Here is a 22144-nt window from a genome sequence, read left to right on the forward strand (position 1 = left end):
GTTTGATACATATTTTGATTTGCAACACTAAGATAGGTGAAAAATCTGACATGGCAAAATCCTGAGCAACTTTTTGTTGCTCAGGTACTTATAAATAAAGTTAAATCAAAGTGTTGCGGAATTAAGGGAAACTAAACATCCAGTGATCTTCATAAGAAAAATAAGATGCTCGGTTTTGAATTCTCCCTTTTTATGATTAAATTTGCATCATAATCATCACGTGCATAAAGACAGAGAAACTACAGAGCGTAACAGCAGAGCTGTTCTTGGATTGTATGCCCGTCTGATCAATTCGAAAGATTAAAGAGTAACACTCTATACATAACACAAAATTATCGATCAAGCAACATGAACATTCGTGCTTATCTTCTCTTTACCGCCCTCGCGCTATCGCTGTGCACAGCCCGTGCGCAGAAACTCGCCGGCGGCGATATCTCCATGCTACCCCGCTATGAGCAGGCCGGTGTCACCTACTACACCCACGACGGACAGTCGATCAGCGACCTCATCGCATACAGCAAGCAAGTAGGCATGAACGCCATGCGCGTGCGACTCTTCGTCAACCCAAAGCAGCAGACCACCAGCAGCAGTGCACCCTATACATGGAGCGCGGACGACAACGTCTGTCAGGACCTTGCGTGGGTGAAAGCCTTGGGCAAGCGCATCAAGGACGCCGGCATGAAGCTGATGCTCGATATACACTACTCTGACACATGGGCTGATCCCGCCAAGCAGTGGACACCCGAAGCTTGGAAGGATCTCGACGACGCAGCACTCGCTGAGAAAGTCTACAGCTATACTGCCGACGCGCTGAAACAACTGAAAGACGCCGGTGCCGAACCCGACCTCGTACAGACGGGCAACGAGATCTCCTACGGCATGCTGTGGGGAAGGCCGGACGGGTCTCTGCAGCAGTGCTGGCCATCGTCAACAGCCAATTGGGACCGCTTAGCCAACCTGCTCAAGCAAGCTACCAAGGCCGTGCGCGAGACTTGTCCATTGGCAAAGATCATCCTGCACGTGGAGCGCGTATCCATCTCGCAGCAAAACGACAACAAAGAATATAAGGCACTTACCAACTTCTTCAGCAAGATGAATACATACGCCATCGACTATGACGTCATCGGACTGAGCTACTACCCTTATTTCCATGGTGCGCTGAGCGAACTCGACGGCGCTATCACTAAGCTGGAAGCAGGCTGGCCGAACAAAGAGATCATGGTGGTGGAGACTGGATACCCCTACGCCTGGGCTGTCCCCGGAACCACTTACGAAGACACGAAGACATGGCCGTATAGCGACGAGGGGCAGAAGCTGTTCACCGACGACCTCATCGCCATGCTCAACAAGCACAGCAAGGTAGACGGACTCTTCTGGTGGTGGCCGGAGTACAACGCAAAGACAAACAGCGCAAGCCTCAGCAATTGGTATAACGCCCCGCTCTTCGACAGCCGCACCGGACGCGCCACCTCAGCCTTCACGGCACTGGCAAAGTACGCCACATCCTCCACGGCCATCCGTCAGCTGAGCGTCAACACGTCGAAGACGACCGACGATAGCTACTACGATCTCAGTGGACGCAGCGTCAGCCAGCCCAAGGACAGCGGCGTGTATATCCATCATCAAAAAAAGATCATCGTGAGATAAACAGCATAGTATGAAGATATTCTGCATTGGAATGAACTACGCCGCGCACAATAAAGAGTTGCACGGTACGTTAAAGAAACCGGATGAGCCGGTTATCTTCCTCAAGGCCGACTCCAGTCTGCTGAAGGATCATAAGCCGTTTTTCATCCCCGACCATCTGGGACGCATCGAATACGAGACCGAGGTGGTGGTGCGCATCTGTAAGCTCGGCAAGACGGTGCCCGTGCGCTTCGCCCCCCGCTACTACGACGCGCTGACGGTAGGCATCGACTTCACGGCCCGTGAGCTCCAGCACAAGCTGTCGGCAGCGGGCCAGCCATGGGATCTCGCTAAGGGCTTCGACGGTGCAGCCTGTCTCGGCGAATGGGTGCCGAAGGAAAAATTCCGCGATCTCAATGCCCTGCGCTTCCATCTCGACATCAACGGGCAGACCGTGCAGGAAGGGTGCACCGCTGACATGCTCTATAAGATCGACGAGATCATCGCCTATATCAGCCAGTATTTCACCCTCAAGACGGGCGACATCCTCTTCACAGGTACGCCCGCCGGTGTGGGTCCCGTACATATCGACGACCACTTGGAGGGATACCTCGAAGAGAGAAAGGTGCTGGAGTTTAAGTGCAAATAAAAGAAGAGGAAATACCCCCCAAGCCCTCGAGCCCTCACCCTAGCCCTCCCCCAAGGGGGAGGGAATGAGACCGAGCCCTCTCCCTAACCCTCCCCCAAAGGGGAGGGAATGAGCCCACCCTAAGATACCGATGAGTTCTATGTCCTCTATGATCTCTACAACCTCTATGTTCTCTATGACTAAACGACAAGGAAAAATGAAAGACCCCATATACCACCCTTTACCCAGCCGCTCTTTCCCTCCCCCCGGGGGGAGGGCTAGGGAGAGGGCTCTCCCTTTACCCGGCCGCTCTTTCCCTCCCCCCAGGGGGAGGGCTAGGGAGAGGGCTCGGGGGTATTCCCTCCTTCCCCCCAGGGGGAGGGCTAGGGAGAGGGCTCGGTCTCTGTCTCTTCTTTTCTTCCTCCTCCTTCTTTTCCTCACTCTTCCTCTCTCCGCCCAGCGATTCTTCAACCTGACCAACGAGCAGGTGCGCATCGACAGCACGCTGCCACAGTTTACCTATACCGTCGCACTGCCGACGAACTATGCCGACTCGGTGTACACGCCGACAATCCTCTATCCCGAGTTTGTGGATATGGCACAGAGCGACATCGAGGCTTACCACCGGCTGAGCAGTGAGCCACTACCCCCACTGCCCGCCATCGGGCAGCAAGTGGTGATGAGTCGGCGCCGTCCCAGCCTACAGCTGACGTTCTCTCCGCTCGTCTACCGCAACGGCAGATACCAGATCCTTGCCAGCTTCATGCTGCGTGTAGACGCAAAGGCCGCCGCGGCACCGGCACGACAGATGGCGAAAGCCAACATTCTACAAGCATCGTCCGACACAGACCGCTACGCTGCTCACTCTGTCTTAGCCTCCGGCCGATGGGTGAAGATACGCGTGCCGGCGTCGGGCATCTACCAGCTCAGCAGTGACCTTGTCCGGCAGGCAGGATTCTCTGACATCAACAAGGTGAAAATCTATGGCTACGGCGGTAACCTGCAGGACGAGGTTCTCGACGACAACACGCTCAAGGCGCTTGACGACCTGCCCGAGGTGGAGCAGTGCATCGTAGGCGGCAAACATCTCTTCTACGCCAAAGGACCCGTGAGCTGGAGCAGCAACACGGCCGCACAACGTACGCGCAACTTCTACTCCGACTATGGCTACTACTTCCTCACGGAGAGCAGCGACGACGTGGCAACCATCGACAGCACAACCTTCCTGAAGAAAAACTACCCCACCGCCGACGACTATCACAGTCTCTATGAGGTCGACGGATTCTCGTGGTACCACGGCGGGCGCAACCTCTTCGACAGCGAGACCATCAGCCAAGGCAACACCAAGCGGCTCGTACTCTCCAACATATCAAAGTCTAAGACTGGAAAACTCAGTGTGGCGGTGACCGCCGGACAGGCCAGCACGGCACAGATCATGCTCAACGACTCGGTACTCGGCACGCTGAGCATCAAACTCAGCGGGGGAGAATACAACGACTATAACAAAGGCGGGGAGAGCTACGCTACCTATGCCATCGGCACGCTGCACGCCAACGACACCGTGAAAATCATGTGTACCGATGGTGGACCGCTCCGTCTGGACTATGTGTCAATGGCTTGGAGCAATCCCGCGCCTAAGCCTGACCTCACCACAACCTTCCCCACACCTTCTCTTGTGGGCACCATCACCAACCAAGACCATCATGCCGACACTGCTGCAGACATGGTGATCATCATCCCTACTTCAGGTAAATACTTGGAGCAGGCACAGCGACTGGCTGACTTCCACGAGAAACACGACAGTCTGCGCGTGCGCATCGTCAAGGCCGATGAGCTCTACAATGAGTTCAGCAGTGGCACGCCCGATGCCAACGCCTACCGCCGCTATCTGAAGATGCTCTACGACCGCGCTGCCACCGACGCGGACCTGCCCCGCCATCTGCTGCTCTTCGGCCGTGGCGTATGGGACAACCGCATGCTCACCAGCGACTGCCGCACCCTCAATGCCGATGACTATCTGCTCTGCCACGAGAGCGAGAACTCGTTCAACGCCGTGCTCTGCTATGTCGACGACAGCTTCTTCACACGACTCGACGACGGTGAGGGCGGCAACCCCTTGACCAAAGACATGGACGACATCACCGTGGGACGATTCCCCGTGACAAGTGTCGACGAGGCGAAGGTCATGGTCGACAAGACCATCGCCTATGCCGAGAACAGCAACGCGGGAGCCTGGCAAAACGAACTGATGTTCATGGGCGACGACGGTAACAACAACCTGCACATGAACGACGAGAACGACAATGCCAACTATATCGAGGCACTGCACCCTGAATATGTACTGAAAAAGGTGATGTGGGACGCCTATACCGAGCAGGCCTCTGCCACGGGACACTCCTACCCCGAGGTGTCCGCCATCATCAAACGCCAACAGCAAAACGGTGCGCTTATCATGGACTATGCCGGGCACGGTAGTGCTACGCTCATCGCCCACGAGGGTGTGCTCAAGCTCTCAGACTTCCAGACTTTCTCCAATGCCAACCTGCCACTGTGGATCACCGCGTCGTGCGACATCATGGCATTTGACGATGTGGAAGACAACATCGGCACGGCGGCCGTCGTCAACCCCAACGGTGGTGCGGTGGCCTTCTTCGGTACCACGCGCACGGTGCTCGCCTCATACAATAAGCTCATCAACCGCGCCTTTCTCACTGCCGTCCTCAGCCGCAAAGACGGAAAGGCACTGACCCTCGGCGAGGCGCAGCGACAGGCCAAGAACCAAATGATCACCACAGGACAGGACCGCACCGTCAACAAACTGCAATACTCGCTGCTCGGCGATCCCGCTCTGAGACTCAACCTGCCCGAGCCGTGTATCGTCATCGACTCGATCAACGACATTCCTACCGCATCGCCCACACGACCGAAGTTAAAGGCGGGAAGCATCGCACGCATTGCCGGACACGTCAACAAAACCACTGCCGACAACTTCAACGGCGTGGCCTCCATCGTGGTACGGGACTCTGAAGAGAAGATCGTGTGCAAGGAAAACTACAGTGCCGAGGCTGACTCTGCCTTCGTCTTCTATAGCCGCGACAAGATTCTCTATACGGGTTCCGACAGCATCCGGCAGGGACGCTTTGCCTTCACCTTCTCTGTTCCGATAGACATCAACTACAGCGACAATACCGGACTGGTGAATGTCTATGCCGTCAACAAGGAGCATACCAGTATTGCCAACGGCGTGAGCGACCATTTCGTCGTGGGCGGATCCACGACAGCCTCTGCCGACACGATAGGCCCGAGAATGTTCTGCTATCTCAACACACCGGAATTCCAAAACGGAGGCACGGTGAACTGTACCCCCTACTTTGTTGCTGAGATCAGTGACACCAGCGGCATCAACGCCACGGGCAACGGCGTGGGTCACGACCTGCAGCTCATCATCGACGGCGATGCCAACAAGGTTTACTCGCTCAACGACGCGTTTACCTATGACTTCGGATCATACACCAGCGGCAGAACGGCATACAGCATCCCATCGCTCGAACCGGGCAAGCACACGCTGACCTTCCGGGCCTGGGACATCCTCAACAACTCGTCGACAGCCACGCTCGACTTTGTGGTGGCAAAGAGCCTGCAACCGACGATCAGTTCGGTTGGCGTGTCGAAGAACCCTGCTTACAACACCACGACATTCATCGTCAACCACGACATGGCGGGCAGTAAGGTCGACGTGTGCATCGAGGTCTTCGACATGAGCGGCCGCACGCTGTGGAAACATACCGACACCGGCGTCACCAATCTCGGCACGTATACCAAGGACTGGGATCTGTGCGACGGTCAGGGCTGCCGCCTGCAGACCGGCGTATATCTCTATCGCGTGCGCATGTGCGCCGACGGCAGCAGCTACGCCTCGAAGACACAGAAACTCATCATCGTCAGGCAATAATCGACATACCCTCTACGTTAATTTAGGTGTAGCACGCTCCCCTACCCCGGAGCCTACACCTTATTATATATAGCACATCCTCAGAATGACAAGAATAGCACGTATCACGCTGGCATCCTTCTTTGTGGCCCTCCCCCTATGGACCTTTGCGCAGGAAAAGCTCGACGAGTTCAACCCTGTGCAATATGCCATCATCTCTCAGACCATCTCGCCCGACGCCCGTGGCGCCTCCTTGGGTGACGCCGGAGCGGCAACAGACCCGGATGTCAACTCGCAGCACTGGAACCCGGCTAAGTATCCGTTTACCATCAGCCGTGCCGGTGTGGCGCTGAACTATACGCCGTGGCTCCGCCAACTCGTCAACGACATCGACCAGGCTTATCTCGCCGGATACTATCGCATCGGTGAGCATAGTGCCGTGTCGGGTTCTCTGCGCTATTTCTCTCTCGGTGAGGTGCAGACCAGCGATGCAGACAACGCCATGACCGTCAATCCCTACGAGATGGCCATCGACGCTTCTTACTCGCTCATGCTCAGTGAGAAGTTCTCCATCGCCGCCACACTGCGCTGGATCTACTCCGACCTGCGCAATGACTACACCAGTGAGGACAACTCGCCGGCATCGGCATTCGCCGCGGATCTCTCGGCGTATTACCAGACTTATCCTACCATCGGATCACGCGAGTGTCAGCTGGCCTTCGGTCTCAACATCTCGAACATTGGTAGTAAGATCACGTTCAGCGGTTCCGATGCCGCTGAGTTCCTGCCTACCAACCTACGACTGGGCACTTCGCTGATGGTACCTATCGACGAATACAACAAGTTCTCCATTGCTTTGGATGCCAACAAGTTTCTGGTGCCCACACCGCCAACCATGGAGCAGTATACCAAGGAGACGGGACTCAGCGATAATCAAGGCTACGACCAGTGGGTGCATGAGCACTACAACAACACGTCGAGCATCAGCGGTATCTTCAAGAGCTTCAGCGACTCGCCAGAAGGCTTCAAAGGCGAGATGAAAGAGATACAGTGGAGCGTAGGTGCGGAATATACCTACAACGATAAGTTCTCGCTTCGCGCCGGTTATCATCATCAGGATCCGAGTCAGGGCAACATGAAATACTTCACCGTCGGTGCGGGCTTCAAGATGAGCGTCTTCTCGCTCGACGCGGGCTATGTCATCGCCACAGCCAAGACCAACCCGCTCGACCAGACGCTTCGTCTGTCTCTGAGCTTCGACATGGACGGCATCAAGGATCTACTGCATAGGAGATAAAAAAAAAGACTCTCTTCCCCTACCCCCCTCTCCCTGGAGGGAGAGGGGGAATTGCAATACCATCAATACCCCGTTCGGCCAAAAACTTTGCTTCCTTATACTCCAAGGGCGCGGAGAGGGGGAATAGCAATACCATCAATACCCCGTTCGGCCAAAAACTTTGCTTCCTTATTCTCCAAGGGCGCGGAGAGGGGGAATGCGATACCATCAATACCCCGTTCGGCCAAAAACTTTGCTTCCTTATTCTCCAAGGGCGAGGAGAGGGGGGAATGCGATACCATCAATACCCCGTTCGGCCAAAAACTTTGCTTCCTTATACTCCAAGGGCGAGGAGAGGGGGGAATGCGATACCATCAATACCCCGTTCGGCCAAAAACTTTGCTTCCTTATACTCCAAGGGCGAGGAGAGGGGGGAATGCGATACCATCAATACCCCGTTCGGGATATATGCTGTGAGGAAGAATAACTATCAATATTAATACTATCATACAAACATAATATGAGCAATACCAAACATAATATGAACAATACCAAACATAATATGAACAATACCAAACATAATATAGAAAACGAGAATAGTATCGGAGAGAATGGGTATCGCAATTCCCCCTCTCCCTCCAGGGAGAGGGGGCTAGGGGAAGAGAGTCTTTTCCCTCGTGTGGGCATGGGCTATGATGTCCATCAACTTGTCGAAGGCCGCGACCTCTGGCTCGGCGGCATCAAGATCGAACATAGCAAAGGACTACTGGGACACAGCGACGCCGACGTGCTCATCCACGCCATCTGCGACGCGCTGCTCGGTGCTGCCAATCTGCGCGACATCGGCTATCACTTTCCTGACACCAGCGACAAGACGCTGAACATGGACAGTAAGATCATTCTAAAAAAGACAATGGAACTGTTGGCTGACAAAGGTTATGTCCTTGGCAACATCGACGCTACGGTATGTGCTGAGCATCCAAAACTCAACCCACACATACCGGCGATGAAGACTTGTCTGGCACAGGTCATCGGCTGTGATGAGGACCAAATCAGCATCAAGGCCACCACGACCGAGAAGCTCGGCTTCACTGGACGTGAGGAAGGCATCAGTGCCTATGCTGTGGCACTGATCGCTAAGAAGTAAAAAGGGGTAGTGCTTATGTCCCTGAAAGGGACACACCATGAATAACCCTAAGTCGTCTTTTTCATTTCCTGACTTCGTAGTAGGAGGTGTGGCGTCCCCGCCGCACCCCCTTGCACGGCAAGATGCCGTGCCTCCTACATGTCGGCTTCTATATAACTAAACAGTTATTCACTGACTTCGTCAATGCGTCACCCTAAATCGAGAATCAGTTTTTGGAAAATAGTCACGTACAGACTTTAGCTCCCCATGGAGCTATGGTGCTGAGGTGATGGGGACAGCCTTACGAGCAAGCTCGTCGGCTGCCCCCATCACCTCAGCACCACCCCCCTACGGGGGACAAAGCCTGCCCGTGACGAAAATCGCTATCGCGTAAAATTGCGCAGAGCGCATAAAATAAATTGCGCCAAGGCGCATAAAATAACTAATTGCGCCAAGACGCATAAAATAATAAATTGCGCCAAGACGCATAAAATATGATACCGCCCAACAGAACACAAGCAGCATAGCAGACTTTCAAGACGCTATGGACTATCTTCCGGCCGCAGGATTTTATGCCCAAGGGGCAATTTTACGCGTTAGCGATTTTCGTCATGGGCAGGCTTGACACCAAAGGTGTGGGTCTAAAGCTATGGGGTAGGCGGCGAGCTTGCTCACAAGACTACCCCATAGCTTTAGACCCATTGCTCCTTGGGGAGCATAAGCATGACCATGATTTTCTTTTCTCTTTTCCGTTTGAAAATGCCAAAGCGATAATGGCAGTATAAAGATTTATATTTCCTCTCACTATGATTCCACGGAAAATATCCAGTGCGTCACGGGTAGAGATCTCTGTGTGAGAATATTACAGATAAGAGGGTTAGGGCGGGGATGACCCCCGAAAACATATGAGTGGGCCGATATAGTCACCAATTTTGGAACTTGGGTGTCCCAATAACGAAAGCAGGCGTTAACGCTAAAACAACTCGCAGGCTTTATCTCTCGCAAAGACGCAGAGAACACAAAGGGCCGCCTTTGTAATCCCATTCGTCCTCTATTCACACCCATCTGGCCCCGCGTTGGAATTGTTTATCCATCATTTTACTCCCCTCTCCCTTGGAGAGGGGGCAAGGGGGTGAGGCTGTTGGAGGGGGGCAAGGGGGTGAGGCTTCTTTTCTCACGATATCTCCGCCCAGTTGACATTCGTCTTTCTTAGTTCCCGCAGATGATTCCACAGGAGCGCATTCGCCGGGAGATTACACTCCGGGTCGCCATCGATGATCTTCTGAGCCTCGTCACGCGACAGCTGAACGAGCTGTCCGTCTCGCGCGATGTCCGCGATCTTCAGGTCAAAGGCGATGCCGCTCTGCTGCGTGCCCTCCAAGTCGCCAGGCCCCCGCAGCTTCAGGTCAGCCTCGGCAATGCGGAAGCCATCGTTGGTATCGCACATGATGTCGATGCGCTTGCGCGTCTCCTCCGACAGCTTATAGTTGGTCACAAGGATGCAATAGCTCTGTTTGGCACCTCTTCCCACACGTCCGCGCAACTGATGGAGCTGGGAAAGGCCGAAACGCTGGGCATCAAGGATCACCATCACCGAGGCATTGGGCACGTTGACCCCTACCTCTATCACCGTGGTGGCTACTAATATTTGTGTTTCGCCCTTGAGAAATTTCTGCATCTCCGCCTCTTTCTCTGCCGGTTTCATGCGCCCGTGAACCTTGCTCAGGCTGAACTCCGGAAACACGTCACACAGAGCCTTGAAGCCATCCTCCAGGTTTTTCAAGTCCATCTTCTCGCTCTCCTCTATCAAGGGGAAGACGACATACACCTGCCGTCCCTGGTGGATCTGCTGCCGGATACCCTGGTAGAGGCTCGTCATCTGGTTGTCATATTTATGAATGGTGACGATCGGCTTGCGTCCCGGCGGCAACTCATTGATCACGCTCACGTCGAGATCACCGTAGAGCGTCATGGCCAGCGTACGCGGTATCGGCGTGGCAGTCATCACAAGGATATGCGGCGGGTTATCGCTCTTGGACCATAGCTTGGCACGCTGCGCCACGCCGAAGCGGTGCTGCTCATCGACGACGGCCAAACCGAGACGATGGAACTGTACGGTGTCCTCAATGATCGCATGGGTACCCACCAGGATGTTGACACTGCCGTCGAGCAGTCCACCAAGGACTTCCCGGCGTCTCTTGCCCTTGACGATACCGGTGAGCAGCTCCACGCGCACGGGCATGTCCTTTAAGAACTCGCGGATCGTGGCCAGATGCTGTTCGGCCAGGATCTCCGTGGGAGCCATGATACAAGCCTGGAATCCATTGTCCAGCGCGATGAGCATGGCCATGAGTGCCACCAACGTCTTGCCCGAACCCACGTCACCTTGCAACAGACGGTTCATCTGACGCCCCGAGCAGAGGTCGGCACGGATCTCATGCATGACACGCTTCTGTGCGCCGGTAAGCTCAAAAGGCAGGTTGTCGCGATAGAAGTCGTTGAAGAGCGGGCCGATGCGCTTAAAAACATAGCCCTGGTATTTCTTGCGGCGCTCCGAGGTATAGCGCAGAATGTTGAGCTGCACGTAGAAGAGTTCTTCAAACTTCAGCCGCATCTGCGCACGCTGCACGTCGTCCATCGACTGCGGATAGTGGATCTTGCGCAGAGCCTCCTCGCGTCCGATGAGATGCAGACGGCTGAGCTGTTCGGGCAGCAAGGTCTCGGGAATCGCACCTTGAGGGATGCGTGTGACAAGTGCCTTCGTCATCTTCTCCAACGATCGCGATGTCATGCCACGGTCCTTCATCTTCTCCGTAGTCATATAGTAAGGTTGCATGCCCATCTCGGTGACATTGGTCTCCCCGACTTTTTCCATGTCGGGATGGGCAAACTGCCATCGTTGTTGGAAGATAGTGGGACGTCCGAAGACGACATACTCCTGTCCGATCTTATAGGTCTGGGTGACATAGCGCAAGCCATGGAACCATACCAAGTCGACGACGCCGCTGCCATCGGAGAAGTGAGCCACCACACGACGCTTCTGTCCCGGATCGGAATAAGTGTCAAAGCTGAGAATGCGCCCTTTGATCTGTACGAAAGGCAAAGAGCCAGCACTTGCCACATTGTCGAAGAGCATCGGGGACTGAAACTCCGCGATGCGATAGAACTTTGTACGGTCTACGTATTTGTAAGGGTAATAGCCGAGCAGGTCGCCCCATGTCTTGATATGAAGCTGACTGTCGAGCAGGTCCTTGCGATGAGGCCCCACCCCTGGCAAATACATGATGTCCTGACTCAGTATGTCTGTCATACCACCTTATTATATAGATAACGCTACACGAGTTGCTCTTTGATGAGTGCCTCAGCGACGGCAAGGTCAAATGGCGTGGTGAGCTTAATGTTCTCACGATTGCCTTCTACCATTGCCACCTGACAGCCCATGGCCTCGATGACCGAAGCATCGTCGGTGAAGTTCTCCTGATAAGGCTGTTTAAACGCCTGCTTGGCCAGCGTGATGTCGAAGACCTGCGGTGTCTGCACCACACGATAGTCCGACCTGCGCACATTGCGGCCACCCCCCTGCTCGTCGACATAGCGCAGCGTGTCGGTGACAGCGTACACGGGAATCGCCGCATAGTCCTCACGGGCTGCCTCGAAACAACGGTCGATGACTTCCTTGGCAACAAACGGGCGCACGCCATCGTGGATGGCCACCACGCCACACGCGTCGTCGGGCACCAAAGCCAGTCCGTTGCGCGAACTCTCGAAGCGCGTAGCACCACCGTCGGCCACCTGATGAGGAATGTCAGAGGCATATTGCTCACACAGCGACCGCCAATAACTTTGCTGTTCCTTGGGCAAGACAAGGATGAGACGCAACAGCGGGTCATAGTCATGAAAACGCTCCAGCGTGCGCATGAGCACGGGACGACCGCCGACGGGCAGAAACTGTTTGGGCACGTCACTGCCCATGCGTGTACCCTTGCCGCCGGCGACGATGATCACATAGTCCTGTTCTGCCATCACTTTGCCTCCATCAGGTGAGCATACTGCATCTTCTTTTGCAACTCGCGCATTTTCTCCTCACCGACGAAATAGCTGAGGATGCGATAGGCATAGGGCAGCGTAGCCGCCGGTCCCTCACCGGTGATGATATTGCCATCTTCCTGGAAGAGTTGTGCCGTATAGGTGGCCCCGGTGAGATATTTCTGGAATCCCGGTGAGCAGGTAGCCTTTTTCCCGTTGAGGATGCCAATGCCGCCGAGCACCATCGGTGCCGCACAGATAGCAGCCACACGCCTGCCACTGTTGTATTGCCACAGCAAAGCCTGACGCACGCCTTCGTGAGCGTTGAGGTTGGTGGAACCGGGCATGCCGCCTGGTATCATCAGCAAGTCAGCGTCGCGATAGTCCTCCGGACGGGTGAACAACTGATCAGCCTTGATGGTGATGCCGTGCGACGACTCCACAAATTCAGAACCCGTCACACTCACCGTATGCACCTCTACACCACCCCGACGAAGGATGTCAACAGGCGCCAAGGCTTCTATCTCTTCAAAGCCATTGGCAAGAAATTCATAAACTTTTGCCATGATTATTGTCCTTTTTCAATAAATAATCGTATTTTTGTAACTGAATCAAATGCAAATATACAAAAAGTTTGTCATACAGACGAACAATACATGATAAAGAAAGCAAAAACAAACAGATATGCCACAGAAGCATTTACGCTTTGCCCTCTTCGGCAATGCATTCCAAGCGCGGAAGTCGGTGGCCATACAGCATATCACCGACATCCTCAAAGCTCATGACGCGGAGGTACTCATCGACCGTCCCTACTATGAATTTCTGGTCCGTGACCAGCATCTCGACATCTGGCATACGGACGTCTTCGATGGTGAGAACTTCACGGCAGACTTCGCTGTCTCGCTCGGCGGCGACGGCACCTTCCTCAATGCGGCCAGCCGTGTCGGCGCGAAAGGCATTCCTATGCTTGGCGTGAACATGGGCAGGCTGGGCTTCCTCGCCGACGTGCTGCCCAGCGAGGTGAGCATGGCCTTTGAAGAAATATATAATGACACTTACAAGATAGAGGAGCACTCTGTCATCCAGGCCGAGGCGGTCGGCGAACAACTCAGTGGCTGCCCTTTCGCTCTCAATGACATCGCACTGCTCAAACGCGACATGGCTGCCATGATATCTGTCCGATGCAGCATCGACGGGGAATACCTGGTCACCTACCAGGCCGACGGACTGATCATCTCCACGCCTACGGGCAGCACCGCCTACAGCCTGAGCAACGGCGGACCCATCATCGTGCCGTCGGCGCAAAACCTCTGTATCACGCCCGTGGCACCACACAGTCTCAACATCCGGCCCATCGTCATCAATGACAACAACGAGATAGAACTCGACGTGGAGAGCCGTAGCCACAACTTCCTTATCGCCATCGACGGACGGTCAGAAAAACTCACGGACAAAACCAAGGTCATCATCCGCAAGGCACCCTATCAGGTGAAGATCGTCAAGCAGCACAATGCTCACTACTTCTCCACCCTGCGCGACAAGCTCATGTGGGGTGCTGACCAACGGCAACAATGAGGATCAGACGACTCACCACGAAGGTTGTTCTATAAAAATACGATCGTTTCTCTCTGATTCTTCACAGATATCATACGATCACTCCTCTCTGGTTATTCATAGATGAAAATACGAAATCTCTTCAATCTCCCCAAGTCCAAGTACGACACCCGCTCCATCGTGCAGTGGCTGTGGCAGGCGTGGCGTGGCAACAGGCTGCAAGCCATGCTCAATGCCGTCATCGGCCTGCTCGGCGTTGTGGTGTCACTGGCGCAAGTAGGAGCCGTGCAACATGCCATCGACGTGTCTACGCCCGCCCTGCAAGGACATGCCTGCAGTCCCCACCGCATCGTCATCGCCGTCATCGTCATGGCACTGCTCATGGTGGCAGGACTGCTTCTCACCATAGCAAGCACTTGGGTGAGCAACATCCTTGGCATCAGGGCACAGAACCGCATGCAGCAACGGATGCTCGACCGCATCCTGCGCACACAATGGCACGGCAAAGAGAAGTTCCACTCCGGTGATGTCCTCAACCGACTGGAGTTCGATGTGAATAATGTAGTGACCTTCCTCACCGAGACCATTCCCGACTCGCTCGCCGTGCTCGCGATGTTCATCGGTGCGTTTTGCTATCTCTTCGCCATGGATGCTGTGCTGGCTATCGTCACCATCGCCATCATCCCCGTGTTCGTCGCTGTGAGCAAGATCTATGTCCGACAGATGCGGCGGCTCACCAGCGAGGTACGCTCTTCCGACTCTAAGGTGCAGAGCCTCATGCAGGAAACGATCCAGCACCGTATGCTCATCAAGACGCTTGAGAGTGAGACACCCATGACCGAACGCTTGGAACAGACGCAAAGCATACTGCGCCATAAGGTCGTGCGCCGTACAGTATTCTCTGTCTTCAGCAATATCGTCCTATGGCTGGGCTTCCGCCTGGGCTACCTCATCGCCTTTCTCTGGGCTGCCCTACGCATGTCGCGCGGCTCGCTGACCTTTGGCGGCATGACCGCCTTTCTGCAACTCGTCGGCCGTATACAAGGACCGGCACGTAACCTTACCAAACTCGTGCCGCAGGCTGTATCGGTGTTCACCGCCGCCGAGCGACTGATGGAACTGGAGGAAGACCCGCTCGACGAGACGGGGGAGCCCGTAAGACTGGATACGCCTTGTGGCATCCGTCTCGAACATGTATCCTATCATTACGAGGACAAGGGCCGTGAGATTCTTCATGATCTGAGCTTTGACTTCCCACCTGCCTCGTGTACAGCCATTCTCGGCGAGACGGGAGCCGGCAAGACGACGCTCATCCGTATTCTCTTAGCACTGCTCTCTCCACAGCAGGGAAAGGCCATCATCTATAACAACCACCATCAGGAGACTGCGCTCACTCCACTGACACGCTGCAACTTCGCCTATGTGCCGCAGGGCAATACGCTCCTCAGCGGTACCATCCGCGACAACCTGCGCTTGGGCAGGCTGACGGCAACGGAAGAGGAGATGAGAGAAGCACTGCACAAGAGCTGTGCGGACTTCGTCTTCGACCTTCCCGACCGCCTCGACACGCTTTGCAGCGAGGCAGGGGGAGGACTCTCGGAAGGACAGGCACAGCGCATCGCCATCGCACGCGCGCTGCTCCGCCAAAGCAGCATCCTCGTGCTCGACGAGGCCACTTCGGCTCTCGACCCGGAGACGGAACGCCAACTGCTCAACAACATCCTTGCTGACCGCAACACTACGGTCATCTTCGTCACGCACCGTATGGCTGTCATCGACTACTGCGACCAGACACTGAAAATAGTAAGAAATTAAAGAATACTGTGATTCTTCTTCACAAATAACAAGAAAAGACTATGATTCATCTTCACGATATCAACAAGACCTACTTCGGTGCTCAGCCGCTTCATGTGCTTAAGGGCATCAGCCTCGACATCGAGGAGGGTGAGTTCGTCTCCATCATGGGAGCGTCGGGCTCCGGAAAGTCTACGTTGCTCAACATCTTAGGTATCCTCGACAACTACGACAGTGGGGAATATATCCTCGACGGCACACTCATCAAGGACCTCAGTGAGCGCCGCGCCGCTGAATATCGCAATCACTTCATCGGCTTCATCTTCCAAAGTTTTAATCTCATCGGCTTTAAGACTGCGGTAGAGAACGTAGAGCTCCCGCTCTTCTATCAAGGTGTGTCGCGACGCAAACGCCATAAGATGGCATTGGAATATCTTGAGCGCCTCGACCTGCTGCCCTGGGCCGACCACTATCCCAACGAGATGTCGGGCGGACAGAAGCAGCGCGTGGCCATCGCACGCGCCCTCATCGCCAATCCGAAGGTCATCCTCGCCGACGAGCCCACCGGTGCCCTCGACTCCAAGACAAGCGTGGAGGTGATGGAACTGCTCAAAAGCCTCAACGAAGAAGAGCATAAGACCATTGTCGTCGTCACACACGAGAGCGGCGTGGCCAACGAGACCAACAAGATCATACACATCAAAGACGGACGCATCGGCAAAATAGAGGAAAACCTCGACCACCACGCATCGCCGTTCGGTATCAATGGAGTGATGAAGTAAAAAGCCCCCCTCTTATCCCCCCAAGGGGGAGGAATGCAATACCAGAAGAATAGTAGAAGTACTTGATATCAGACATGAACGCTTATGATTGACCTCTTAGAAGAAATATGGGCAACCGTCAGACGCAACAAGCTGCGCACAGCCTTGACCGGCTTTGCCGTGGCGTGGGGTATCTTCATGCTTATCTTCCTGCTTGGTGCCGGCAACGGACTCATCAACGCCACGGAGAGCAACTCGGGACGCTTCCTCGACAACTCCATGTCGGTGGGAGGCGGCACGACCTCCAAGGAATACAAAGGACTGAAAGAGGGCAGGCCGATACAGTTGCAGGACAAGGACATCAACAGCACACGACAGAAGTTCGCTGCCAACGTTGACAGTATAGACGCACAGATAAGCCACTCCGGCGTGACCATCACCTATGGCGAGAACTACCTCAGCACCGAGATCGACGGTGTCTCGCCCATGCATGCCCGCATCAACAAGATAGAGATGCTCCACGGACGCTTTATCAACGACGTCGACAACAGCCAGCAGCGCAAGGTCATCGTACTCAACGAGGACCAGGCCAAAGAGCTCAACGAGCACGACCCGGCTGCTCTTGTGGGCCAGTACGTGAAGATGGACAGCCTCGCCTTCCGCGTGGTGGGCATCACGCAGAGCGACCAAACCGGCATGAACGCCAGCGCTTACCTGCCGTTCTCCACGCTGCGCATCATCTACCAGATGGGCGACAAGGTCGACAACATCAACTTCTCGTTTCACGGCTTACAGACCGAGGCGGATAACGAAGCCTTTGAGAAACGCTACAAGGCCACGCTCAACGCCAACCACGATGCCGCCCCCGACGACGAGGATGCCGTATGGATCTGGAACCGCTTCACACAGGCCATGCAGATGAACATGGGCATGGGCATCATCCGCAAGGCACTGTGGATCATTGGCCTGTTCACACTGATGTCGGGTATTGTCGGCGTGAGCAACATCATGCTCATCACCGTCAAGGAGCGCACGCGCGAGTTTGGCATCCGCAAGGCCATCGGAGCCACGCCGGCCTCTATCCTTCGCCTGATCATCATCGAGAGCATTATCATCACCACGTTCTTCGGCTACATCGGCATGCTCTGCGGCATTGCCGCCAACGAATATATGGATGCTACCATCGGACACGAGCAGGTAGATGCCGGACTTTTCAAAGCCACCATGTTCCTCAACCCCACCGTAGGCTTTGACGTGTGCATAGAGGCCTTGGTGGTCATGGTTGTCGCCGGTACGCTTGCCGGCCTCATCCCTGCCCGCAAAGCAGCCCGCATACGACCCATAGAAGCACTGAACAATGCTGAGTGATGAATGTTGAATGAAAACAATGTTGAATGAAAACAATGTTGAATGTTGAATGATGAGTGAATACAATGTTAAATGTTGAGTGATGAATGGTTGCACACCAACGCGTGTATCGATCCATTATACACTATTCATTATACACTATACATTACTCATTATACATTATACATTACTCATTATACATTATACATTATACATTACTCATTATACATTATACATTATGAGGATTGATATTGACACCTACCGCGAGATACTCGACACGCTGACGCGCAACAAGAGCCGTTCGTTTCTGACAGGCTTCGGCGTGTTTTGGGGCGTATTCATGCTCGTGGCCCTCATCGGCGGGGGCGACGGACTGAAGGACTTACTGAGCAAGAACTTCGAAGGCTTTGCCACTAACTCGGCACTCGTCTTCGCCCAACCGACGACAAAGCCCTACGACGGTTTCCGCAAGGGACGGCAGTGGAACATGGTCTACAAAGACGTAGACCGACTCAAAGCACAGGTTCCCGAACTCGACGTGGTCACGCCGATGGTGGCACGCTGGGGCAGCGTGGTCGTCTTCGGTGACAAGAAGAGTACGGCCAGCGTCAAGGGTGTGGAACCCGACTATGCCCAAGTGGAGCAGCCCAGCCTCTACTATGGCCGGTACATCAACCCGATGGATATGGCGCAGCACCGCAAGGTGTGCGTGTTGGGCAAGAAGATCTATAAGACGCTCTTCCCCGGCGGCGGCAATCCCTGCGGACAGCTCGTACGCATCGACTCGCTCTACTACAGTGTTGTCGGCGTAGACTACAGTTCCGGCAACATGAACATCAACGGTTCGGCAGAGGAGAGCGTCATCCTGCCCATCACGCTCATGCAACAGACCTATAACCTCGGTGACCAAGTAGACATCATCAGTCTCACAGGCCGTCCCGGCGTGGTGCTCAGCAAGCTCAGCAGCCGCATCCGCGGCATCATCGCCCGCGAACATCATGTAGACCCCACGGACGAGAAAGGCATCACCGTGTTCAACACCGAAGTGCTCTTCGGCATGGTCGACAGTCTGTTCAAAGGCGTTAACTATCTGGTATGGCTCGTGGGTATCGGCACGCTCTTGGCCGGAGCCATCGGTGTGTCGAACATCATGATGGTGACCGTTCGCGAGCGCACTGTCGAGATCGGTATCCGTCGCGCCATTGGTGCCACGCCACGCATGGTGCTCTCACAGATCATCACCGAGAGCATCGTGCTGACCATCGTGGCCGGCATGAGCGGAATCCTCTTTGCCGTGGCTATTCTCCAGCTATTGGAGATGGGCAACACCACCGACGGCATCGTACAGGCGCATTTCCAAGTGAGTTTTTGGACTGCTGTCGGTGCCATGGCCCTGCTTAGCGTGCTCGGCGTACTGGCAGGACTGGCACCTGCCGCCCGCGCCATGAGCATCAAGCCGGTGGATGCCATGAGAGATGAGTAGGCTCTCTGTAAGGGAGAACCTACATAAGATTCCAACTCTACAGAAAAGAAAATAACTACAATAGAATTATGAAAAAGTACAGCAAGTTTTTCGTGGCAGGCATCATCCTGATCATCTTCATCGCCACCTTTGTATTTCTGTGGATGAAGAGTCAACCGCAACCCGTTGCCTACGAGGAGTTCACACCCGCGCTGAAGGACATCCGCAAGACGACTGTCATCACGGGCAAGATAGAGCCACGCAACGAGATCAACATCAAACCGCAGATCTCCGGCATCATCGTCAAGCTCTATAAGGAAGCCGGACAGCACGTCCAGGCCGGTGAGGTCATCGCCAAGGTGAAGGTCATCCCCGACGAGTCGCAGCTCAGCTCGGCACAGGCACGTATCCGCTTAGCAGCCATCAACGCCCGGCAGGCCAAGATCGACTACGACCGCATGAAGACCCTATACAACAAGGGATTGGTCTCAGGCGACGAGTACGACCAAAAGCGCAAGGCACTGCAACAAGCCGACGAGGAGGTGCGCGCTGCCAACGAGAACTTAGAGGTAGTGCGCGACGGCGTCTCGGCCGAGAACGCCAGTACGAGCAGTACGCTGATACGCTCCACGGTGAGCGGACTGATCCTTGACATCCCCGTAAAGGTCGGCAACACGGTCATCCTCTCCAACACCTTCAACGACGGAACGACCATCGCCACCGTTGCCGACATGAACGACCTCATCTTCCGCGGCAATGTCGACGAGACGGAAGTGGGACAGCTGGTCACAGGCATGCCCATGCGCATCACCATCGGTGCCCTGCAGAACGAAAAGCTCGAAGCCTCGCTGGAATATATCTCGCCCAAGGCCACCGAGGCCAACGGCACCAACCAGTTTGAGATCAAAGCTGCCCTGCACGGACTCGGCACGGCACAGATCCGCTCGGGCTATAGTGCTACGGCAGAGATCGTATTGGCACAGGCCAACCAAGTGCTCACCGTACCCGAGAGTGCCATCGAGTTCCAAGGCAACAACACCTATGTATATATTATCCATGGCACCGGCAAGGAAAAGACCTATACCAAGAAGCGCGTGACCACCGGACTGAGCGACGGCATCAACATACAGATCACCAGCGGACTGACGAAGGCCGACAAGGTGCGCGGACCGAAGATCGTCAAGGACGACAACAATAGTGACGAACAATCGTAGGGATGATCTCTTTACTATATGTTTCGTATTTCCTACCCCACCTATTCCACCCAAGCAGTAATACACTGTGTTTAAGATGGTTAATGGGTGGGGTGGCACGGAATCACCCACACCCCACCCAAATAACAGTTTTATGATGATAATGACAGAATCGTATACCTTCTTTGACGCATCGTTCTATGGCGTACTATCCTGTTTATAGAAAACTTTTTTTCATCTATCTGGTTAGGTTTCTTCCTTTTCATGTGTATAGAGAGTAAATGATAAACAAAGAAACCATAGCACAGCTGTTTCGCAGCTACTACCCCGACATGTTGCGGTTGGCACGTCTGCTTTTGCACGACGGGGCGGAGAGCGAGGATGTCGTGGACGAGGTCTTTGCCGCTCTCATGCACAAAGACATCGTACCCACGGGTTCCACCATCCGTCCCTTTCTCATGACTGCCGTGCGCAACCGGTGCATCAACATCCTGCGCAGTCGTAGCATTCGGCAACGCATACAAGGGCTCTACCTCCTCGACAGTCAACTGGACACAGCCTCTGCCGACGACATCGAGGAGCGCATCGGTCACATGAGACAGGCCTTCGACAGCAGTCTCGACGACAACAGCCGGCGGGTGCTCACCCAGCGTTACATCCAACAGCTCTCCTACGCCGAGATAGCTGCCGAGGAGAGCATCAGCGAGACAGCCGTCTACAAGCGCATCAGGAAGGCTCTGGACACACTTAGGAAGAAACTCACAAGAATCAGATAGACCATGAACAAGATTGAACACCTCATCGCAATGATGGAAAAGCCTGACCGCTATTCCCAGGAGGAATGGCGACAGGTGCTCAGCGATAAAGACTGCCGGGAATACTACCGGCTGATGTGCGACACGTCGGCCGCACTCCACGACCACAGACCCGACGAAACAGAAACGGAAGAGGCACTGCAACGCTTCGAGAAGCGATACATGTCCGATAGACGACACATTGCCTTATGGCGACAGCTGGCCGCCGTGTTTGTCGGTCTCATGCTCATCTCGGGACTGGCTTTTGCCGCCATCACGATGGTGAGACACCACCAGCAAGCTCCCAAAAGGGAGCTCGCCGTGGCACCCACCAAGGCAAAAGCCACAGCAAAGACTACAACCGCAGTCCGCGACACCATCAAGAGCCAACCGCAGGAAGCTGACGGCATGAAGCAATTCATCAACACACCCATTGCCAACATTGTCAACGAGATTGCTTCCTACTATGGTTTGAAGGCTGAGATCCGCAACACCCAGACAGCGAGCATCCGACTTTACTTCAACTGGAACCGGCAGTGTAGTGCCGCTCAAGTGGTGAGCCAGCTCAACCAGTTCGACAACATACGCATCACCCTCGACGGCAGCAGCCTCGTACTGGAATAAAC

Annotated in this window: 16 protein-coding genes; 13 read left to right on the forward strand and 3 right to left on the reverse strand. The window is 54.7% G+C overall.

The genetic code is table 11. From position 1 onward, the window contains the following. The first annotated feature begins 348 nt into the window (after positions 1-348). From FYJ73_RS12875 to ispF, 5 genes are all read left to right on the forward strand, one after another. Positions 349-1647 carry a glycosyl hydrolase 53 family protein gene (locus FYJ73_RS12875; protein ID WP_154535135.1) on the forward strand — a complete coding sequence of 433 codons (1299 nt, stop codon included), beginning with the start codon at positions 349-351 and terminating at the stop codon, positions 1645-1647. A 10-nt stretch (positions 1648-1657) separates the two neighbouring features. Continuing rightward, entirely contained in the window at positions 1658-2275 is a 618-nt protein-coding gene (locus FYJ73_RS12880; protein WP_154535136.1) for a fumarylacetoacetate hydrolase family protein, read from the forward strand. 382 nt (positions 2276-2657) lie between these two features. Then, positions 2658-6206: a type IX secretion system sortase PorU gene (gene porU, locus FYJ73_RS12885; protein ID WP_235899372.1), complete on the forward strand. Its 3549-nt coding sequence runs from the start codon at positions 2658-2660 to the stop codon at positions 6204-6206. Positions 6207-6291: 85 nt separating this feature from the next. Continuing rightward, a complete protein-coding gene (gene porV, locus FYJ73_RS12890; protein ID WP_154535138.1) occupies positions 6292-7482 on the forward strand; it encodes a type IX secretion system outer membrane channel protein PorV in 1191 nt (396 codons plus the stop codon). A gap of 664 nt (positions 7483-8146) precedes the next feature. Beyond that, positions 8147-8608 carry a 2-C-methyl-D-erythritol 2,4-cyclodiphosphate synthase gene (gene ispF, locus FYJ73_RS12895; protein ID WP_154535157.1) on the forward strand — a complete coding sequence of 154 codons (462 nt, stop codon included), beginning with the start codon at positions 8147-8149 and terminating at the stop codon, positions 8606-8608. Positions 8609-9761: 1153 nt separating this feature from the next. On the opposite strand, the gene recG is transcribed toward ispF, so the two are convergent. The 3 genes from recG to FYJ73_RS12910 are packed head-to-tail and all read right to left on the reverse strand — an operon-like array spanning position 9762 to position 13179. Then, entirely contained in the window at positions 9762-11897 is a 2136-nt protein-coding gene (gene recG, locus FYJ73_RS12900; protein ID WP_154535139.1) for an ATP-dependent DNA helicase RecG, read from the reverse strand. A 23-nt stretch (positions 11898-11920) separates the two neighbouring features. Continuing rightward, the gene (locus FYJ73_RS12905) at positions 11921-12610 is read right to left on the reverse strand and encodes a 2-C-methyl-D-erythritol 4-phosphate cytidylyltransferase (protein ID WP_154535140.1); all 690 of its coding nucleotides are present in this window, start codon (positions 12608-12610) and stop codon (positions 11921-11923) included. After that, positions 12610-13179: a DJ-1 family glyoxalase III gene (locus tag FYJ73_RS12910; protein WP_154535141.1), complete on the reverse strand. Its 570-nt coding sequence runs from the start codon at positions 13177-13179 to the stop codon at positions 12610-12612. The genes FYJ73_RS12905 and FYJ73_RS12910 overlap by 1 nt, the downstream gene beginning before the upstream one ends. A 118-nt stretch (positions 13180-13297) precedes the next feature. On the opposite strand from FYJ73_RS12910, the gene FYJ73_RS12915 reads away from it, so the two are divergent. The 8 genes from FYJ73_RS12915 (at position 13298) to FYJ73_RS12950 (ending at position 22142) form a co-directional block, all read left to right on the forward strand. Then, positions 13298-14188, forward strand: coding sequence for an NAD kinase (locus FYJ73_RS12915; RefSeq protein WP_154535142.1), 891 nt, complete (start codon positions 13298-13300; stop codon positions 14186-14188). Between the two features lie 102 nt (positions 14189-14290). After that, complete coding sequence (locus tag FYJ73_RS12920; protein WP_154535143.1) at positions 14291-15982, forward strand: ABC transporter ATP-binding protein; 1692 nt, start codon at positions 14291-14293, stop codon at positions 15980-15982. Between the two features lie 41 nt (positions 15983-16023). After that, positions 16024-16743 (forward strand): ABC transporter ATP-binding protein, encoded by a 720-nt coding sequence (locus tag FYJ73_RS12925; protein WP_154535144.1) that lies wholly within the window; start codon positions 16024-16026, stop codon positions 16741-16743. Positions 16744-16827: 84 nt separating this feature from the next. Beyond that, positions 16828-18090, forward strand: a complete 1263-nt coding sequence (locus tag FYJ73_RS12930) for an ABC transporter permease (protein WP_154535145.1) — start codon at positions 16828-16830, stop codon at positions 18088-18090. A 217-nt stretch (positions 18091-18307) separates the two neighbouring features. Beyond that, a complete protein-coding gene (locus FYJ73_RS12935) occupies positions 18308-19552 on the forward strand; it encodes an ABC transporter permease (RefSeq protein WP_154535146.1) in 1245 nt (414 codons plus the stop codon). A gap of 68 nt (positions 19553-19620) precedes the next feature. Further along, positions 19621-20745 (forward strand): efflux RND transporter periplasmic adaptor subunit, encoded by a 1125-nt coding sequence (locus tag FYJ73_RS12940; RefSeq protein ID WP_154535147.1) that lies wholly within the window; start codon positions 19621-19623, stop codon positions 20743-20745. 260 nt (positions 20746-21005) lie between these two features. Next, positions 21006-21500, forward strand: coding sequence for a sigma-70 family RNA polymerase sigma factor (locus FYJ73_RS12945; protein ID WP_154535148.1), 495 nt, complete (start codon positions 21006-21008; stop codon positions 21498-21500). Between the two features lie 3 nt (positions 21501-21503). Continuing rightward, positions 21504-22142 carry a FecR family protein gene (locus FYJ73_RS12950; protein ID WP_154535149.1) on the forward strand — a complete coding sequence of 213 codons (639 nt, stop codon included), beginning with the start codon at positions 21504-21506 and terminating at the stop codon, positions 22140-22142. The last annotated feature ends 2 nt before the right edge of the window (positions 22143-22144 follow it).

Origin of the sequence: Hallella mizrahii, assembly GCF_009695775.1 — a bacterium.
Taxonomy (GTDB): domain Bacteria; phylum Bacteroidota; class Bacteroidia; order Bacteroidales; family Bacteroidaceae; genus Prevotella; species Prevotella mizrahii.

Excerpts from the sequence above, each read along its gene's own strand:
- FYJ73_RS12935 (WP_154535146.1), top strand. The coding sequence starts at position 18,308 with ATGAGGATTGATATTGACACCTACCGCGAGATACTCGACACGCTGACG.
- FYJ73_RS12875 (WP_154535135.1), top strand. The coding sequence starts at position 349 with ATGAACATTCGTGCTTATCTTCTCTTTACCGCCCTCGCGCTATCGCTG.
- FYJ73_RS12950 (WP_154535149.1), top strand. The coding sequence starts at position 21,504 with ATGAACAAGATTGAACACCTCATCGCAATGATGGAAAAGCCTGACCGC.
- porV (WP_154535138.1), top strand. The coding sequence starts at position 6,292 with ATGACAAGAATAGCACGTATCACGCTGGCATCCTTCTTTGTGGCCCTC.
- FYJ73_RS12915 (WP_154535142.1), top strand. The coding sequence starts at position 13,298 with ATGCCACAGAAGCATTTACGCTTTGCCCTCTTCGGCAATGCATTCCAA.
- FYJ73_RS12905 (WP_154535140.1), bottom strand. The coding sequence starts at position 12,610 with ATGGCAGAACAGGACTATGTGATCATCGTCGCCGGCGGCAAGGGTACA.
- FYJ73_RS12910 (WP_154535141.1), bottom strand. The coding sequence starts at position 13,179 with ATGGCAAAAGTTTATGAATTTCTTGCCAATGGCTTTGAAGAGATAGAA.
- recG (WP_154535139.1), bottom strand. The coding sequence starts at position 11,897 with ATGACAGACATACTGAGTCAGGACATCATGTATTTGCCAGGGGTGGGG.
- FYJ73_RS12880 (WP_154535136.1), top strand. The coding sequence starts at position 1,658 with ATGAAGATATTCTGCATTGGAATGAACTACGCCGCGCACAATAAAGAG.
- FYJ73_RS12920 (WP_154535143.1), top strand. The coding sequence starts at position 14,291 with ATGAAAATACGAAATCTCTTCAATCTCCCCAAGTCCAAGTACGACACC.
- FYJ73_RS12925 (WP_154535144.1), top strand. The coding sequence starts at position 16,024 with ATGATTCATCTTCACGATATCAACAAGACCTACTTCGGTGCTCAGCCG.
- ispF (WP_154535157.1), top strand. The coding sequence starts at position 8,147 with ATGGGCTATGATGTCCATCAACTTGTCGAAGGCCGCGACCTCTGGCTC.
- FYJ73_RS12945 (WP_154535148.1), top strand. The coding sequence starts at position 21,006 with ATGATAAACAAAGAAACCATAGCACAGCTGTTTCGCAGCTACTACCCC.
- FYJ73_RS12940 (WP_154535147.1), top strand. The coding sequence starts at position 19,621 with ATGAAAAAGTACAGCAAGTTTTTCGTGGCAGGCATCATCCTGATCATC.
- FYJ73_RS12930 (WP_154535145.1), top strand. The coding sequence starts at position 16,828 with ATGATTGACCTCTTAGAAGAAATATGGGCAACCGTCAGACGCAACAAG.